The organism is Bradyrhizobium sp. Ash2021, from assembly GCF_031202265.1.
GTDB lineage: Bacteria > Pseudomonadota > Alphaproteobacteria > Rhizobiales > Xanthobacteraceae > Bradyrhizobium.
The window spans coordinates 7,133,283-7,150,798 of the sequence record NZ_CP100604.1; the positions used below are offsets into that span (position 1 = coordinate 7,133,283).

16 protein-coding genes and 1 pseudogene are annotated in these 17,516 nt (G+C 63.5%); 3 read left to right on the plus strand and 14 right to left on the minus strand.

All coding sequences use genetic code 11. The features are described 5' to 3' along the window. Positions 1 to 26 precede the first annotated feature (26 nt). From NL528_RS34385 to NL528_RS34420, 8 genes and pseudogenes are all read right to left on the minus strand, one after another. The gene (locus NL528_RS34385; protein WP_309178809.1) at positions 27 to 971 is read right to left on the minus strand and encodes a polyphosphate kinase 2 family protein; all 945 of its coding nucleotides are present in this window, start codon (positions 969 to 971) and stop codon (positions 27 to 29) included. Continuing rightward, positions 892 to 1,945, minus strand: a pseudogene (locus NL528_RS34390) (branched-chain amino acid ABC transporter permease). Before NL528_RS34390 ends, NL528_RS34385 begins: the two are co-directional and overlap by 80 nt. Continuing rightward, positions 1,942 to 2,823 carry a branched-chain amino acid ABC transporter permease gene (locus tag NL528_RS34395; RefSeq protein WP_309178810.1) on the minus strand — a complete coding sequence of 294 codons (882 nt, stop codon included), beginning with the start codon at positions 2,821 to 2,823 and terminating at the stop codon, positions 1,942 to 1,944. Before NL528_RS34395 ends, NL528_RS34390 begins: the two are co-directional and overlap by 4 nt. Before the next feature lie 65 nt (positions 2,824 to 2,888). Further along, a complete protein-coding gene (locus tag NL528_RS34400; protein WP_309178811.1) occupies positions 2,889 to 3,593 on the minus strand; it encodes an ABC transporter ATP-binding protein in 705 nt (234 codons plus the stop codon). 1 nt (position 3,594) lies between these two features. Further along, positions 3,595 to 4,362 (minus strand): ABC transporter ATP-binding protein, encoded by a 768-nt coding sequence (locus NL528_RS34405; protein ID WP_309178812.1) that lies wholly within the window; start codon positions 4,360 to 4,362, stop codon positions 3,595 to 3,597. A 32-nt stretch (positions 4,363 to 4,394) separates the two neighbouring features. Next, on the minus strand, positions 4,395 to 5,705 hold the full coding sequence (locus NL528_RS34410) for an ABC transporter substrate-binding protein (RefSeq protein WP_309178813.1): 1,311 nt from the start codon (positions 5,703 to 5,705) through the stop codon (positions 4,395 to 4,397). Positions 5,706 to 5,855: 150 nt separating this feature from the next. Then, positions 5,856 to 6,557 carry an NUDIX hydrolase gene (locus NL528_RS34415; protein ID WP_309178815.1) on the minus strand — a complete coding sequence of 234 codons (702 nt, stop codon included), beginning with the start codon at positions 6,555 to 6,557 and terminating at the stop codon, positions 5,856 to 5,858. 18 nt (positions 6,558 to 6,575) lie between these two features. Beyond that, positions 6,576 to 7,604 (minus strand): ABC transporter substrate-binding protein, encoded by a 1,029-nt coding sequence (locus tag NL528_RS34420; protein ID WP_309178816.1) that lies wholly within the window; start codon positions 7,602 to 7,604, stop codon positions 6,576 to 6,578. Positions 7,605 to 7,838: 234 nt separating this feature from the next. Here NL528_RS34420 and NL528_RS34425 point away from each other — a divergent pair, with 234 nt between their 5' ends. Continuing rightward, a complete protein-coding gene (locus NL528_RS34425) occupies positions 7,839 to 8,288 on the plus strand; it encodes a cupin domain-containing protein (protein WP_309178817.1) in 450 nt (149 codons plus the stop codon). Between the two features lie 137 nt (positions 8,289 to 8,425). On the opposite strand, the gene NL528_RS34430 is transcribed toward NL528_RS34425, so the two are convergent. The 6 genes from NL528_RS34430 to NL528_RS34455 form a co-directional block, all read right to left on the minus strand. Then, positions 8,426 to 9,214 (minus strand): ABC transporter permease, encoded by a 789-nt coding sequence (locus NL528_RS34430; RefSeq protein WP_309178818.1) that lies wholly within the window; start codon positions 9,212 to 9,214, stop codon positions 8,426 to 8,428. Continuing rightward, a complete protein-coding gene (locus tag NL528_RS34435; RefSeq protein ID WP_309178819.1) occupies positions 9,214 to 10,038 on the minus strand; it encodes an ABC transporter ATP-binding protein in 825 nt (274 codons plus the stop codon). Before NL528_RS34435 ends, NL528_RS34430 begins: the two co-directional genes overlap by 1 nt. A gap of 157 nt (positions 10,039 to 10,195) precedes the next feature. Next, positions 10,196 to 11,692, minus strand: coding sequence for an ATP-binding cassette domain-containing protein (locus NL528_RS34440; protein ID WP_375143922.1), 1,497 nt, complete (start codon positions 11,690 to 11,692; stop codon positions 10,196 to 10,198). Next, entirely contained in the window at positions 11,692 to 12,618 is a 927-nt protein-coding gene (locus NL528_RS34445) for a branched-chain amino acid ABC transporter permease (RefSeq protein ID WP_309178820.1), read from the minus strand. The genes NL528_RS34440 and NL528_RS34445 overlap by 1 nt, the downstream gene beginning before the upstream one ends. A 2-nt stretch (positions 12,619 to 12,620) precedes the next feature. Beyond that, positions 12,621 to 13,496 carry a branched-chain amino acid ABC transporter permease gene (locus NL528_RS34450; RefSeq protein WP_309178821.1) on the minus strand — a complete coding sequence of 292 codons (876 nt, stop codon included), beginning with the start codon at positions 13,494 to 13,496 and terminating at the stop codon, positions 12,621 to 12,623. A 98-nt stretch (positions 13,497 to 13,594) separates the two neighbouring features. Further along, positions 13,595 to 14,863, minus strand: coding sequence for an ABC transporter substrate-binding protein (locus tag NL528_RS34455; protein ID WP_375143923.1), 1,269 nt, complete (start codon positions 14,861 to 14,863; stop codon positions 13,595 to 13,597). A 269-nt stretch (positions 14,864 to 15,132) separates the two neighbouring features. Here NL528_RS34455 and NL528_RS34460 point away from each other — a divergent pair, with 269 nt between their 5' ends. Together NL528_RS34460 and NL528_RS34465 are read left to right on the plus strand one after the other, a co-directional pair. Next, the gene (locus NL528_RS34460; RefSeq protein ID WP_309178822.1) at positions 15,133 to 15,933 is read left to right on the plus strand and encodes an ATP-binding cassette domain-containing protein; all 801 of its coding nucleotides are present in this window, start codon (positions 15,133 to 15,135) and stop codon (positions 15,931 to 15,933) included. Beyond that, positions 15,930 to 17,489, plus strand: coding sequence for a glycine betaine ABC transporter substrate-binding protein (locus NL528_RS34465; protein ID WP_309178823.1), 1,560 nt, complete (start codon positions 15,930 to 15,932; stop codon positions 17,487 to 17,489). Before NL528_RS34460 ends, NL528_RS34465 begins: the two co-directional genes overlap by 4 nt. Positions 17,490 to 17,516: the final 27 nt, after the last annotated feature.

Sequence of the window (17,516 nt, forward strand, 5' to 3'; positions counted from 1 at the left end):
GCTGTCGCGGGGTATGACGACCGTCGTTATTTCGCCGACTTCACCGCCTTCTTCCCTGCGCCGCTCTTGCCTTCCGCCAGCAGCGCCTCGCGCACCTGCTTGAACTCGCTGCGCTCGGCCTTGTCGACTTTCGGAAAATGCAGGTCGAGCCGGTCGAGCGCGGCGACAATGGTCGAGCCGATCACGACGCGGGCGAACCATTTGTGGTCGGCGGGCACCACGTGCCAGGGCGCCGACCGGGTCGAGGTGTGGCGGATCACCTCCTGATAGGCGGCCTGATATTTGGCCCACAGCGCGCGCTCGGAAATATCCGCAAGCGAGAATTTCCAGTTCTTCGCCGGCTGCTCCAGCCGGGCGAGGAAGCGGGCGCGCTGCTCTTCCCTGGATACGTTGAGGAAAAACTTCAGGATCACGGTGCCGTTGCGCGCCAGATAGCGTTCGACCGCGGAAATATCCTCGAACCGGTCGCGCCAGATGTCCCTGGTGACGAGCCGGGCGGGAAGTTTTTGCTTGCCGAGGATTTCCGAGTGCACCCGCACCACCAGGCATTCCTCGTAATAGGAACGGTTGAAGATGCCGATGCGGCCGCGCTGTGGCAGCGCGATCATGCTGCGCCACAGGAAATCATGATTGAGTTCGAGCGTCGACGGCTGCTTGAACGACGTGACTTCGCAGCCCTGCGGATTGATGCCGTCAAAGATGCTCTTGATCGCCGAGTCCTTGCCGGCTGCGTCCATGCCCTGAAAGATCAGCAGCAGCGACCAGCGGTCCTGCGCGTAAAGTTTCTCCTGAAAATCGTTCAGCCGCTTGCGGTTGGCATCGAGAATCTTCTCGGCCTTGTCCTTGTCGAGACCGCCCTTCTCGTCGGTCTTGTGCGATTTGAGATGGAATTCAGCCGATCCGTCGAAGCGGAACGGCGCGATGAAGGGTCTCAGCTCGTCGGCGAGCGGCTGCGTCGGTTTCTTGCTCATGACCTCTGGGGCATCTTGAGTTGCGTTTTCAATCTCGCGATCACGCTACCAAGAATGCCCTTGGGAAGGAATATGATGAACAGCACCAGCAGCACGCCATAGACGAGGTTGTCCCAGCCCACCGCCTTGGTGCCGAAGCCGATGCGCAGGATTTCCGCCAGCAGGATGGTGATGATGGCGCCGACCGTCGGCCCGAGCGACACGTAGACGCCGCCGACGATGACGGCGAATACCATCTGCAGCGACACCGAGATGCCGCTCACCGTGTCGGGCGAGATGAACATCTGGTACTGGCAATAGAGTGCACCCGCCAGCGCCGTCATCAGCGCCGAGATCAGCGTGATCTTGAGCTTTTCGGCGGTCACGTTGACGCCGGCCGCAGCAGCCGCGTCCTCGTCCTCCGAAATCGCCTCCATGGCGTAGCGGCTCATGCTGCGGTCGACCCAGCGCCAGATCAACAGTCCCGCGAGCCAGACGAACAGTGCGATCAGGTACCACGTCGCCTTGTCGTCGAACTGCAGCGCCAGCAACGCGCTGCCCCTGGTGCGGTTCGGCGTATAGCCGAGCGACCCACCGGTGTAGTCGCGGGTGGCGGTGATAACCTGCAGCACGATGCCGGACAGCGCCAGCGTCACCAGCACGAAATAATGGCCGGTGATGCGGAAGCGGAAGCAGGGATAGGCGACCACGAGCGCCAGCACCCCTGCCGCCAGCATGCTGACGGGAATGCCGATCCATGGCGAGACGCCGAGATGATTCCACAATAGTGCCGTGACATAGGCGCCGACGCCCATGAAGCCGCCATGCCCGAGCGACACCAGGCCGAAGCGGCCCATGATCGACCACGAGGTATAGGCGAACGACCAGATCAGGATCAGCACCAGGATGTGCAGATGGTAGGGGTCGCGATAGACGAAGGGCAGCGCGATCAGCGCCGCTATTCCGGCCGCCCAGGCAAGGTATCGCGGGTTCACGTGCGCCTCGCCAGCAGGCCGCCGGGCCGGATGAACATCATGACGATGAAGAAGGCGAAGGCCAGCACGTAGCCCCATTCGAGGTCCGAGAACAGCCCGCCCAGCGAAATGATCTCGGCGAACACGAACGCCGCGATGAAGCCGCCGACGAAATTGCCCAAGCCCCCGAGCACGCAGATCAGGAAGGTGATCGGGCCGAACGACAGCCCGACGAACGGATGCACGTCGTATTGCAGCACCAGGAGGCAGGCCGCCAGCCCCGCGAGCGCGCCGCCCAGCGCCGAGGTGATGAGGTAGATGCGCCTGGTATCGACCCCCATCAGCGACATGATCTGGCGGTCCTGCGAGATGGCGCGGATCGCGGTGCCGGTAAAGGTGCGCGTCATGAAGAGATAGACCGCCACCATGCCGATCAGGGCGGCGGCGAACGACAACAGCCGCGCGTAGCTGAAATGCATCTCGCCGAACGCCAGTACCGGCAGGCGGATGCCGAGGTTGCGGAAGTCGATGCCGAAGGCGACGGTGGCAAAGCTCTGCAGGATGAACAATACGCCGCCGGTCGCCAGCAGCTGGTTGATCGGCGGGGCCGTCAACAGCGGCGCGATGACGATGTAATGCAGCGCCGCCCCGAGCGCTGCGACCAATAGAATGGTGAGCGGCGCCGCGGCCCAGTACGGCACGCCGAAAACCTGGACCAGGTAATACATGCCGTACATGCCGATCATGACCAGTTCGGCGTAGCAGATCCAGGTCACGTCGATGACGCCGAAGATCAAATTGAGCCCGAGCGCCAGCAGTGCGAGCACCCCGCCGAGCAGGATGCCGTTGACCACGGCTTCGAGCAGATAGATGTCGAAGATATCCAGAAACGCCTGCATCGCCGGCCTCTTTATTTGAGCATGATCTCCTCGGAAAACCGGTACCCACTTTTCCGGATCATGCTCTAAACGCCCAGATACGCTTGCTTGATGGTGTCGCTGCTCATCATCTCCGCCGACGTGCCGGAAGCGCGAAGGCTGCCCGCTTCGAGCAGGTAGGCGCGATCGACCACGCGCAGCACCTGCTGCACGTTCTGCTCGACGATCAACACCGTAAGCCCGCTGGCGCGGATCCGCTTCACCAATTCGAACACCTGCTGCACCACGACCGGCGCGAGCCCGGCGGACGGCTCGTCGAGCAGCAGCAGTTTCGGATTCGACATCAGCGCGCGGCCGATCGCGCACATCTGCTGCTCGCCGCCCGACATGGTGCCGGCCATCTGACTGCGGCGCTCCTTCATGCGGGGGAACAGGTCAAACACGAATTCCAGCCGCTCGGCATATTTGGCGCGCGCGCCCGGCATGAACGCGCCCATCTTGAGATTGTCGTCGACGGTCAGCCGCGGAAACAGCCGGCGATTTTCCGGCACATGGGCAATGCCGAGGCTGACGATGCGGTGCGCCGGCGTCGCCAGCACATCGGTACCCTCCATCGTGATCGCGCCCTTGGTCGGCCGGATCAGCCCGGAAATCACCCGCATCAAGGTGGTCTTGCCGGCGCCGTTCGGACCGATGACGCCGACCGCCTCGCCCGCCTTCACTTCCAGGCTGACGCCGAACAGCGCCTGAAAACTGCCGTAACCCGCATCGACCGATCTGAGCTCGAGCATGTCAGGCCCCCGCGCGGCGGCGCGCTTCGGCGGCCGCGACCTGGCTCGAATCCGCATCGGTGCCGAGATAGACCTCGATCACCCGGGGATCGCTGGCGACCGCCGACGGCAGCCCTTCCGAAATCTTCTCGCCGTGATCGAGCACCATGACGCGATCGACCACGCGCATCAGCACGCCCATGATGTGCTCGACCCAGATGATGGTGATGCCGAGTTCGTCGCGGATCTTTCGCAGCATATCGGCGGCGGCGTCCATCTCGGTCTCGTCGAGCCCGCCGAGGCTTTCGTCGGCCAGCAACAATTTTGGGCCGGTCGCCAGTGCTTTTGCCAGCTCGAGCTTTTTCAGGCCGGCGGCGCCGAGGCCATCGACGCCGGCATGGCGATTGGTCGGCAGGCCGACCATGGCCAACGCGCGTTCGGCGGCTTCGTCGGCCTTGGCCCGGCTGTGGCTGCCCTGGCCGTAGAAGCCCGCCAGCGCCACGTTCTCGAAAATCGTCAGCCGATGGAACGGCCGCGGGATCTGGAAGGTGCGGCCGACGCCGCGGTTGATGATCCGGTGCGGTGCGACGCCCGATATCTCCGCGCCGTCAAACTCGATCGAGCCCGCGGTCGGCACCAGCGTGCCCGACAGCATGTTGAAGATCGTGCTCTTGCCCGAACCGTTCGGGCCGATCAGGCCGAGAATCTCGCCCTGCTCGACCCGGAACGACACGTTGTTGACGGCCGTAAAGCCACCAAAGCGCTTGATCAGGCCCTCGACTACGAGCACGGCGGTCCCTTTCGCAAGCTGAGAGCCACCACTTATTTGTAACTATAGGTCGTACCCGCCGGCAGCGGCAGCACGGCCTCGCGCTGCGCCTGGCTCTTCGGCCACACCACATAGGACTTGTCGTCGATGTACTGGATGACGACCGGGAACGAGCGTTCGTTCTGCCCGGCCATCGCCGTTCCCTCGCCAAAGAACTTGACGCCGAAACCCAGCATCGTTCCGCCTTCGGGAAGATCGACTTCCAGCGCCGCCTTGCGCAGCGCGTCGGGATCGACGCCGCCGTATTTCTTGATCGCGCGCGGCAGCACTTCGGTGAGGAAGACGTAGGTGTTCGATGCGGCCATACCGACATGGGCAGACCGGATCGCCACGCCTGGTTTGACCTTGTCGAACTCCTCACCGACCATCTTGATGACCGGCGGCAGCTTCGGATCCATGGATTTCTGGTTCGCGAGCCAGATCGAGATCGGATCGGTGTCGAAGATATAGTTCGCATCGCCACCGAGGCCTTCCTTCAGCTTTTCGTAGACGCCATAGCCCGCACCATGGCCAACCAGCGCGCCGAATTTCAGCCCCTGCTCGCGCGCCTGACGCAACAGCAGCGTGATGTCGGGATTGTAGCCGGTGTGGAAGATCACGTCGGGCCGGGCCCGTTTCAACTTCGTCACCAGCGCGGACAGATCGGGCGCGGTCGCCGAATAACCCTCCTTCAGCACCAGGTTGAAGCCGGCCTTCTTGGCGCCGACCTCGTTGCCCTTGGCCACATCGACACCGTAGGCGCCATCCTCATGGATGATGGCAACCCGCAGGTCCTTCGGTTCCTTGCCGAACTTGGCCACCGAGTTCTGGGCGATGAAATCCATCGTCATCAGGCCAAACTGGTCGCCGCTCGCCTGAGGGCGGAAGACATATTTGAAATTCTTGTCCGCGAGCACCGCCGAGGAAATGCAGGTGGTGATCCACATGAACTTCTTGAGCTGCTCGACGCGGGCGGCCACCGGCACGCATTGCGCCGACGAAAAGAAGCCCAGGAGCATGTCGACCTTTTCCTGCTCAATGAGGCGGACGGCCTCGTTGATGGCGACATCGGGCTTGCTCTGGGCATCGGCGTAGACCGCCTCGACCTTGTAACCCTCAACCCCGGTCTTGCCGTACTGGTCGAGCATGATCTTGGCGCCGATGTACTGCAGTTCCGAACCGCCGCCCGCGAGCGGACCGGTCAGGTCGTAGATCACGCCGATCTTGATTTTCTTTTCCTGGGCGTCGGCGGAAATCGCCATGCCCAGCACCACTAACGTGGCAAACAGCCCAACGGACAGGCGTGCAGCCCTGCGCACCAGCATGGAATCCTCCCTGGAAGATTGTGCACCGCATTTTTTTGTATTTTGTTGGCGCCTATCACACGGGGAGCCTCGACCGATGTCAAGCGCATTGGATACGCATCCTTCGGACGCACGCGCCCCCTGGAGTACGCCAACGCCCGCAACTCAGGGTTAGCTGGAAAGCTGCGCTTCGATGAAGGCCGTGACAAAGCGCGGCATCGCGGCGTTGAGATCGCCTGTTCCCCGCACCAGATGGATCGCTGCAAGCTCGGGCGATGGCTGCAAGGCCAGATTGGCTTCAATCCGGGCGCGCAGCACCTCGCCCGGGAGATCGACGCGCAAGATCCTGATCATCGCAACGGCGGGGCCGGTGGAAACGCAATGCCAATGCGCTTCGCTGCGATATTCGGCCGCGGTCAGCCCGGTTTCCTCCTCGAGTTCGCGCGCGACGCTGCCCGCAATATCGACCGCACTGCCGCTGATATCGTCGAGATCGGGGGTACCGGACGGGAAATAGATGCGCCCCGCGTTCGACGTATGCTGGCCCATTTCGCCCAGCGCAAACGCGCCGTCGCTGGAAAGCAGCGCCCCCATCCCGAAGCCGTTGAAGACGTCCTTGTCCGGAAAACCCCAGTCGCGCCACGCCAGAAAACTGGCGAAATCGGTCTCGAAATAGCTGGCCGTGAAGCGGTCGCCGGCGAAAACAGGATTGCGGCCGAGCAGAACGCGGCCGTTCCAGAGCTTCGGCTTTTCGCGCTGCCGAGCTGCGAAATGCGCGTCGATATCCGCGCGCCGCGCCGCGGCGAACGGCCACGACCATGGCTCCACGGGCAGATCAAGCGACGTGACGCGATGGATGACCGGAGCCGTCATGCCATTCATCGCTCCAGGTTACTTCGCATTCATCCCGGTCGTCTTCTTGAGCTGATCGACGTATTTGTTGGTCCAGGTCTTGGTCACATCGATATTGGCCTTGGCGACGTCCGGCGAGCTTTCGCTGAAGACCGCGAGCACGGCGTCGGCGCCCTTTGGATCCATCTTGCCGGTCTCCGAATACATCGGGATCGTGTTCTTCAGCGCCGCGAGATACTGCTCCTTGTTCTTGCCGACCATTTCCTCCGGCATTTTCGCCATGATCTCTTCCGGCGAATGCGAATGAATCCAGGCGAGCGTATTGACGATCGCCAATGTCAGCGCCTGCACCTCTTTCTCGTGCGCGCCGACCCAGGCGGCGGTCGAGTAGAGCGCGCCGCCCGGATATTCGCCGCCGAACACCGCAAGCGTATCCTTTTGGGTGCGGGTGTCGCTCAGGATCTTCAGGTCGGGATGGCTGGCCTGCAGCACCGTGACCGCGGGATCCAGCATCACCGCCGCATCGATCTGGCCCTGCTCCATCGCCGCCACCGCGGTTGCGCCGAGGCCGACGCCGATGACGGCGGCGCTGGCCGGATCGAGGCCGTTTTTCTTCAACAGATACTTCAGAAAGAAATCGGTCGACGAGCCCGGCGCGCTGACGCCAACCTTCTTGCCGGCCAGATCCTTGATCGATTTGATTTCACCGGTGTGCGAGGGCGACACCACCAGCACCAGCCCGGGATAGCGGTCATAGACCACGAACGACACCAGTTCCTGTTTCTTGGCCGCCAGGTTGACGCAATGGTCGAAATAGCCGGAGACCACGTCGGCGCTGCCGCCGAGCACCGCCTTCAGCGCGTCCGAGCCGCCCTTGAGGTCGACCAGGTCGACGGCGAGCCCCGCGTGTTCGAATTCGCCGAGCTGCTTGGCCAGCACCGTCGGCAGATAGCACAGGCAGGCCCCGCCGCCGACCGCGACCGTGATCTTGCTTTGCGCTGCGGCAAAGCCCGACGTCAGCGCCAGCGCCAACAGCGCTCCGGCCAGCCGGCCAAACATCTTCCTCATGGGAATCCTCCATTCAAGTTGGCGGCAAGATAGAGCAGCGCGCCGGGCTTGAGAAGCTGCCGTTGTCATTCCGGGATGGTGCGTTAGCACCAGACCCGGAATCTCGAGATTCCCAGGTGCGCAATTGCGCACCGTAGTTCGCGCTAACGCGCGCCCCGGAATGACTCTGGTGATGCTGGTCAACGCTGGTTTCGCGGCATACCATCGCATCACAAAAAACTGGGAGGACTATCCATGAATCGCATCGCCACCACGCTTTCGATCGCCGCGGCCTTTGCCGCCGGCTGCGGCGTCACGCACCTGCTGCGCCCGGCGCTGGCCGCCGAGAGCATCACGGCGCAGGTCATTCATACCGGCGAGTTGGAAGGAGACGCGCTTGCACCCCCCAATGCCGGCGGATTGCGCTCAAAAATGTTCGTCTCCGCCGATGGCGCTACCGTCTCGGTCCAGGACGGCAACGTGCCCAAGCACCTGCATCCGATCGCCAACGAGATGCAGTACATCCTCGAAGGCACCGGCACGATCTGGCTCGGCGACAAGGAAGTGAGGGTAAAGCCGGGCGATCTCGTCATTATCCCCCACGGCACTCCGCATGGCGGTACCAAGCCCGATAGCCGGCCATTCAAGGCGATCGCGATCAAGACGCCGCCGCAGACGCCGGATGACATCAAGATGCTGAACTGACGGAATAGCCGTCGTCCCGGCGAAGGCCGGGACCCATAGCCGCCGATGTTCGTTTGGCGGAAGGCGTCAGCCAGATATCCCTCAATCGATGGATCACGCGGTATGGGTCCCGGCTCAAGGCCGGGACGACGAGAGTGCTACCCCCGCCCGTCCGCCGCGGCCGGGCGCCAGATCAGCAGCCGCCGCTCCACCAGCGTCACGCCCATGTCGATCAGGATGACGAAGGCGGACAGCACGAACATGCCGGCGAACACGCCGGCAACGTCGAACACGCCCTCGGCCTGCTGGATCAGATAGCCGAGGCCTGCGGCGGAGCCGAGATATTCGCCGACCACCGCGCCGACCACGGCAAAGCCGACGGAAGTGTGCAGCGAGGAGAACATCCACGACAGCGCCGACGGCCAGTAGACATGCCGCATCAGCTGCCGCTCGCTCATGCCGAGCATGCGGCCGTTGTCGAGCACCGTGGTCGAGACTTCCTTGACGCCCTGATAGACGTTGAAGAACACGATGAAGAACACCAGCGTGACGCCGAGCGCGACCTTGGACCAGATGCCGAGCCCCAGCCACAACGTGAAGATCGGCGCCAGCACCACGCGCGGCAGTGCGTTGACCATCTTCACATAGGGATCGAACACGGCGGCGACGCGGGGCTGGCGCGCGAACCAGAAGCCGACCATGACGCCGCCGAACGAGCCGATCGCAAACGCCAGGATCGATTCCCACAGCGTGATGACGAGGTGCTTCCAGATCACGCCGCTCTGAAACCATGCGACGATCTGGCTGAAAACGTCGATCGGGTTGGAGAAGAAGAACGGCGGCAGCACCATGCGGCCGAACACCGGGACGGTGGCGAAGAACTGCCACAGCCCGAGCACGACGACGGCAACCAGCACTTGCAGGGCAAGAAGCGTCGAACGGGGCATCAGCCGGCCTCCGCCGCTTGCGATGATTGCGCATAACCCTTCATCACTTCGTCCTTCAGCACGCTCCAGATTTCCCGGTGCAGTTCGTGAAATTCCTTTTCCATCCGCACTTCCGAAATGTCGCGCGGGCGCGGCAGCGACACCCGCCAGTCGCCGATGATGCGCGCGCTTGGCCCCGCCGACATGATCACGACGCGGTCGGCGAGCGCAATCGCCTCTTCGAGATCGTGGGTGACGAACAGCACCGCCTTGCGGTCGGCGTTCCACAGTTCCAGCAGCAGATTGCCCATGATCTGCCGGGTCTGGGCATCGAGCGGCCCGAACGGCTCGTCCATCAGCAATATCTTGGGATCGCGGATCAGGACCTGGGCGAGGCCGACGCGCTTGCGCTGGCCGCCCGAGAGCATATGCGGATAACGGTTGCCGAAGGCGCCGAGACCAACTGAAGTCAGCCAGCCCTGCGCGCGCTGCAGCGCCTGCTCGCGCGGCGCGCCCTTGATCTCGAGGCCGATGGCGACGTTGTCGATCGCGGTCTTCCAGGGGAACAGCGCATCGGCCTGGAACAGATAGCCGGCATCCCGATTCAGGCCCGTCAGCGGCTGGCCGAAGATCCTGACCGACCCCGATGCCGGCTTGAGCAGCCCGGCGGCGACGTTGAGCAGCGTGGACTTCCCGCATCCGGTGGGCCCGACAATGGCGACGAACTCGCCATGCGCCACCGCAAGGTTGGCCTTTTCGACCGCCGTGTAGACGCGCGCATCGGCCAGGCGAAACGCTACCGTCGCGTCGTCAAGCGCGACCGCATTCGGCTGTGCCGTATCCACCGCGTCCCCCTCCAGGCTTTGAGATGATGCCTTAGCGGTAACCAAGCATAAGTTCAACGCGGGAGCACTGACCTGCCGGCGCTGACCCTCCCGCCAGGGTTCGTCAGCGCCGTCGCTGTCAATGCGACCGCGCCGGGGCCGGACTTATTTCGCAAACTTAGAGATATCCGGCGCCGGCCTCCGCGGCGAAGCGACCGGGATCGCCTTCCCACACGATCCGCGCGTGCTCGAGCACATAGACCCGGTCGGCATGCGGAAGCGCGAAGGTCACGTTCTGCTCGCCCAGCAAGACCGTGATCGAGGTGGTCTGGCGCAATCTTTCCAGCGCCTTTGACAGCAGTTCGAGAATGACCGGCGCCAGTCCCAGGGTGGGCTCGTCCAGGATCAGGATCTGCGGCTGCATCATCAGCGCGCGGCCGATCGCCAGCATCTGCTGTTCGCCGCCGGAAAGGGTCTGCGCCATCTGGCCCTGACGCTCTTTAAGGATCGGAAACAGCTCGAACAGCCAGCTGAGCTGGGTTGCCCTCGCCTCTTCGGTCAGATGGTGGCCGCCGAGATCGAGATTCTCGCGCACTGACATCTCGCCGAACAATTCGCGCGACTCCGGACACTGCACGAGACCACTGCGGGCGATCCGCGCCGGGCCGATGCCGCGCAGCTTTTCGCCGCCGCGAAGGATCTCACCGCTATAGGGTAGGAAACCCGAGATGGTATTGAACAGCGTGGTCTTGCCGGCGCCGTTGAGGCCCACGATGGAGACGAACTCGCCTTCATGCACATGGATCGAGACGTTCTCCAGTGCCTGCGCCTTGCCGTAGAGGACGCTGACGTTCTCGACCTGCAACAGCGGCACCTTGTCCTTGAAGCTGGTTTCCGGGCGTGCATGGATTTCGAGGGCGCCGCCGAGATAGACCCGCCGCACGGTCTCGTTCCGCATCACCTCGTCGGCCTTGCCGGTGACGATTTCCTCGCCGAGATACATCGCCAGGACGCGATCGACCAATGCGGCAACGCTCTTGACATTGTGATCGACCAGCATCACCGCACGGCCTTCGTCGCGGAAGCTGCGGATCAATTCGGAGAACACGTCGACCTCACCGCGCGTCAGCCCGGCGAAGGGCTCATCGACCAGCACCACCTTGGGATCGCGTGCGATCGCCTTCGCAAGCTCAAGCCGGCGCAGATCGGCGAAGGGCAATGTCGGCGGTCGACGGTCCATGACGGCGCCGAGGCCGACGCGCTCCGCGATCCATTTGGCGCGCGCGTTCAGGGCCTTGTCGGGGAACAGCATGAACAGGCTGTCGGGCAATAGCGCGACCATGATGTTTTCGAGCACGGTCTGCCGGTTCAGCGGACGCGAATGCTGGAACACCATGCCAAAGCCCTTGCGCGCGATCTTGTGCGCGGGAAGGCCGGCGACGTTCTCGCCCAGGAAGACGACCTCGCCCGCGGTCGGACGCTCGATGCCCATCACGCTCTTCATCGCCGTCGATTTTCCCGAGCCGTTCGGCCCGATCAGGCCAAAAATCTCACCGGCACGCAGATCGAAGCTCAGATTCTTGACGGCGGTCAGCCCGCCGAACCGCTTGGTCAGGCCGCGGACCTCGAGAACGGGCGCGTTTGCGACAGTCTTGTCCATCACGAGTTCATCCATCAGGAGCGCGCCTCACGTGACAAGGCCGCTCCGAGGAAACCGCCGGGGAAGAACAGCACGACCAGCAGGGCCACGGCGGAGACGATGAACGTCGCCAGTTCGCCGGTCGGCCTCAAGAATTCGCCGGCCACGATCAGAAAGATGGCGCCAAGTGCTGCGCCCAGCACGGTGCGGCGGCCACCCAGCACCGCCGATACGATGACGTTCACACCAACCGCCACGTCGACCACGGTGCCGACCGACGCGGTGCCAAAGTAGAACACCAGCAGCGCCCCGGAGAGCCCCGAGAAGAAGGCGCTGACGATGAAAGCCGCAAGCTTGTGCTTGACGATGTTGAAGCCGAGCGCGCCGGCCTGGACCGGGTCCTGCCCGCTCGCCTGCAGCACGAGTCCGACCGGCGATTGCGAAAGCCCGTACAGGATCGCGGCGCTGATGGTCATGAATCCGAGCGCGATCCAGTAATTAGCGCTGGCATTGATGGTGATGACGTCGGGGATCGTCAAGCCGATCTCGCCGCCGGTAAGATCGGCGAACACCACGATGAAATTCTGCAACATCAGGACCGCGACCAGCGTCGTCAGCCCGAAATACGGGCCGCGCACCCGCAGCGCCGGGAGCGCCAGCACGAGGCCTGCGATCACCGAGGCCAGCGCGCCGAGCACGATGCACAGATAGACCGACCATCCATACTGATTGTTGAGGATGCCTGCGGTGTAGGCGCCGACCCCGATCAGGAAGGTCGGCCCGAAATTCACTTCGCCGGCGAACCCGAACAGCAGGTCCCAGGCCATCGCGAATACGCCGAAATAGAAGGCGACCGTCAAGAGGCCAAGGATGTAGCCGGAAACGTAGAGCGGCAACGTGGCGGCGACGATCACGGTCACGAGCGAGATGAATAACAGGCGCGACTTGAAGAACCCGGCCATCGTCAACGCCTCCCCAGCAGGCCTTGCGGCCGAATATACATCACGATCACCAGCAGCAGCAGCGCCGGAATGCTGCGATAGGCGGGCGAGATGAGATAGGCCGTCAGCGTCTCGAGATACCCGACGACGAAGGCGGCGATCAGGGAACCGGAGACGCTGCCGAGCCCGCCGAGCACGACGATGGAGAATGCGCTGGCTGTAAGCGGGCCCACGCTGTAGGAACTCACGCCGAGGAACATGCCGAGCAGCACGCCGGCGATCCCGGCAAGCACGCCGTAGATCGCCCACACCACGACATAGATGCGCGTGAGTTCGAGCCCCAGCAGCGTGACGCCACGCGGGTTCATCGACGCCGCCAAAACCGCCTTTCCGGTCCGGGTGCGGTTCACCAATAGCCAGAGCAGGCCGATCACGAAGCAGCAGACCACCGCGGTGAAGATCTCGTTCCTCGGCGTGCGCACGCCGAGCACATCAACGACGCCCTCGACGATCGGAAGCACGGTCTTGGCATTGTTGGTGAAGAAATAGGCGATCAGTTCCTGGATCATGATCCCCCACAGCAAGGTGCCGGTGAGGACGAAGATTTCCTTCTCCTCGTTGGGGATGAGCCGCGAATTCTGCATCGGCCGCACGACCGCGAAGTAGGTCGCGAACGCGGCGACAAGCGCGACCGCGACCCCGATCAGCGCGCCGAAATAGGTGTTCACATGCAGCACGCTGGCGGCGGCCCAGGCCGCCACCGCTGCCGCCACCATGATGGCGCCGTGGGAGAGATTGAGCACGCCCGAAACGCCGAAGATGAGCGTAAAGCCGGTCGCGCCTAGCGCATACAACGCACTGATGGCAAAGCCATCGATCAGAATCTGGAACGCAAGCATTTATGAATGGCCAGGGCGGCCCGGCCGCCTGTTGGAAAGGAAGGGTGCTGCATATGAATCAGCTCCCGGGAGGGCCCGGGAGCTGATATATGCGAGACTTAGTTCGTCACCTTGACGAAGCTGGGGAATTTCAGCTCGCTCTTGGCGACTTCCTTGGGCCAGACCGACACCTGCTTGCCATCCTGCCATTGCAGCATCAACCCGGTGATCAGGCCCTTGCCGTATTTGATCGAATGGGTGAACGGATCGTCCTTGCCGTAGAACTGGACGCGGCCGATGGTGCCTTCCCAATCGGTCTTTTCGAGCGCATCGACCAGTTTGTCGGCATCGGTCGACCCCGCCCGCTTCACGGCATCGGCGATGTAATAGACCTCGTCATACGAGGTATAACCGGCGTAGGACGGATAGTTGCCGTACTTCTTCCTGAAGGCTTCGGCGAACGGGACCGACTTCGGGGTTACCGCGACGTTCGGACCGGACACGCCCTGATAGAGCACGCCTTCCGCCGCTTCGTTGGTATCCTTGCCGAAGGTTTCGTTGGTCGCCTGCGAACTGATGCCGAACATCGCGATCGGAACCTGCTGGTTCTTCCACTGCACCGTGGGCTGCACGCCGACATGAGAGATGCCGGTGATGATCACATCGGGCTTGGAGCCCTCGATCTTGTTGAAGATCGGCGTGAAATCGGTGGTATCGGGCGAGAACCGGATGTGGTCCAGCACCTTCAACCCGATCTTGGGCAGGCATTCCTCATATCCGACGTCGAGCGGCTTGGTCCAGGCGGCGTCCTCGCTCATGATGACCGCGGTCTTCATGTGTTTCTGATCGACCAGCAGATCCTTGGCGGCGTCGCAGACCGACATCGCCAGCGCGGCCGAGGTGAGATAGCCATGGAAGGTGTATTTGTTCTTCTCGTAATCGGCGTGAACGCTCTTGCTGATTTCGTTCGAGGCCGCACCTGGCGTCACGAACGGCGTTTTCAGGCGTGAGGCCCAAGGCTCGAGCGCGAGCACGACCTCGCTGATATAGCTGGAGATAACGGCATTGACCTTGTCCTCGTTGACGGCGCGCTGGAAGGCACGCACCGAATCCGCCGAAGAGCTGTGGTTGTCGTAGCTGACAATTTCGATCTTGCGTCCGTCGACGCCGCCTTTCGCATTGATCTCGTCGGCGGCCAACTGCGCCGCCTGCGGGATCGAGGCGCCGGCAATGGCCTGGGCTTCCGCGATCACCCCGATCTTGATGGGGTCTGCGGCCAAGGCTGCACTCGAAAAGGCGCCGCTGGATGCCGTCGCCAACAGGCCCAGGGCAGTCGCACCGAGGAACCCTTGCAATGTCCGAAATGGGAGGCGGAATGTTCTTATCATATTGTTCTCTCCACTTTATTAGGCCTCTTAACGAGCTGTTCGGCGCGAACTATAGCGGCGACTGCAAGCGCAGCAAGCCATACTCCGCCGCAGATCGCATCACGATGGCGAAACTGGAACTAAAGTATAGCAGCGGGGTGGAACCCGCGGATTTCCACCCAAAGCAAGTCCGCTTCCCGGAATAAAAGCTACTGCGCGGCTCACGACCTGCCCGCTTTTTCGGCTATCACTATGCCCGTTGGGAAAGCCACGGGGTTGAGATCAGACGAATGCCAGCACCGCCGCTGATCGCTTACACGCATGTCGGCAAGACTTTTGACGGCGGCCGGGGTGCTGCGCGCGTGGTGGCGGTCGACGACGTCTCGCTCGACGTCGCCGAGGGCGAGTTTTTGGCCATCGTCGGCGGCTCCGGCTCAGGCAAGACCACGCTGCTGCGGCTGGCCAACCGGCTGATCGAGGCCGACGGCGGCAGCATCACGGTCGAGGGTGAGGATATCAGCGGCGTCGACCCGATCGGGCTGCGGCGGCGCATCGGCTATGTGTTCCAGAGCGGCGGACTGTTTCCGCACATTGACGTTGCCGGCAATATCGGGGTCACGCCAAAACTGCTCGGTTGGCCCGCGGCGGAGATTGCCGCGCGGGTGGATGAACTGCTCGATCTGGTGCGGCTCGACCGCGCGCAATACCGCAACCGGCTGCCGCATGAATTGTCCGGCGGCCAGCGCCAGCGCGTCGGCGTAGCGCGCGCGCTCGCGGCAAAACCGCGCATCGTCTTGATGGACGAGCCGTTCGGCGCGCTCGACCCCTTAACCCGCGATGCGCTCGGCGACGATTTTCGCGATCTCCATCGCAAGCTTGGCCTGACCACTGTCATGATCACACACGACATGACCGAAGCCATACTGCTGGCCGACCGCGTTGCCGTGATGCGCGGCGGAAAACTGCTGGCGCAGGGCACGCCGGCCGAACTCACGGGCAGCGGCGATGCCTATGTCGGCGAATTGCTGCGTACGCCGCGGCGGCAGGCCGAGCGGCTTGGGGCCTTGCTGCCGCGGGATGGCGCCGCATGAACCTGTTCTCCGATCCGCGCTGGAGCGAGGCACTGGCGCATCTGCCGGATTATCTCGGCAATCATGTCCGCGTCAGCGTCACCGCGCTGGCACTGGGCCTTGCGGTTAGTCTCCCGTTGGCGATCGTCGCACGCAACCGGCCGCTGCTGCGCGGCGCGCTGCTCGGGCTTGCCAGCATCGTGCAGACGGTGCCGGGGCTGGCGCTGCTGGCGCTGTTCTATCCGCTGCTGCTGGCGCTCGCGGCGCTGTCGCTGTCGTGGTTCGGAGCCGGATTCTCCGCCTTCGGATTCCTGCCGGCCGTGCTGGCGCTGGCGCTCTATTCGATGCTGCCGGTGCTGCGCAACACCATCACCGGCCTGCAGGGCGTCAACGCCGCGATCCTGGAAGCGGCGCAAGGCGTCGGCATGACGCCGCAGCAATCCCTGTTCACGGTCGAACTGCCGCTGGCGCTGCCGGTCATGATGGCGGGGATCCGCACCGCGGCGGTCTGGGTGATCGGCACCGCGACGCTGTCGACGCCGATCGGCCAGACCAGCCTCGGCAATTACATTTTTGCCGGGCTGCAGACCCAGAACTGGGTGTTCGTGCTGTTCGGCTGCCTCGCCGCCGCGGTGCTGGCGCTCGCGGTCGATCAATTGCTGGCGCTGATCGAAAACGGCTTGCGCAACCGCAGCCGCATTCGCGCGGCGATTGGCGGCGTCGGCATCGCGGCATTGGTCGCGGCCACGCTGGTGCCCACGATGTCGCGTTCGGCATCGAATTACGTTGTCGGCGCCAAGACCTTTACCGAGCAATATGTGCTGTCGGCACTGATCGCGCAGCGGCTGCAGGCGGCCGGGCTCTCTGCCACCTCGCGCGAAGGCCTCGGCTCCAACGTCATCTTCGATGCGCTGGCATCGGGCGATATCGACGTCTATGTCGATTATTCCGGCACGCTGTGGGCCAACCAGTTCCATCACAGCGATATCAAGCCGCGCGACGTGCTGCTGGCTGAATTGAAGGCGACGCTGGCACGGCAACACATCACCCTGTTGGGCGAACTCGGCTTTGAAAATGCCTATGCGTTGGTGATGCCGCGCCGGCGCGCCGAACAATTGGGCATTCGCAGCATCGCCGATCTGGCCTCGCGGGCGCCGTCGATGTCGATCGCGGCCGACTATGAATTCTTCTCGCGTCCGGAATGGGCCGGCATCAAGCAGGCCTACGGCCTGCCGTTCCGCACCCAGCGGCAGATGCAGCCGGACTTCATGTACGCCGCCGTCGCCTCCGGCGAGGTCGACGTGATCGCGGGCTACACCAGCGATGGGCTGATTGCCAAATACGATCTGGTGGTGCTGGAAGATCCCAGACACGCGATCCCGCCCTACGATGCCATCATGCTGATCGCACCGAAGCGCGCTTCCGATTCGGTGCTGCGCGAGGCGCTGCAGCCGCTGCTCGGCAGGATCGACATTGCCGCGATGCGCGAGGCCAATCTGCGCGCCGCCGGCGGCGACGGCGCGTCCTCGCCGGATGCGGTGGCGCGCTGGCTGTGGGACAAGATCGGGAAACGTTAGCGCGACACCGGAGGCTGGATTTTTGGG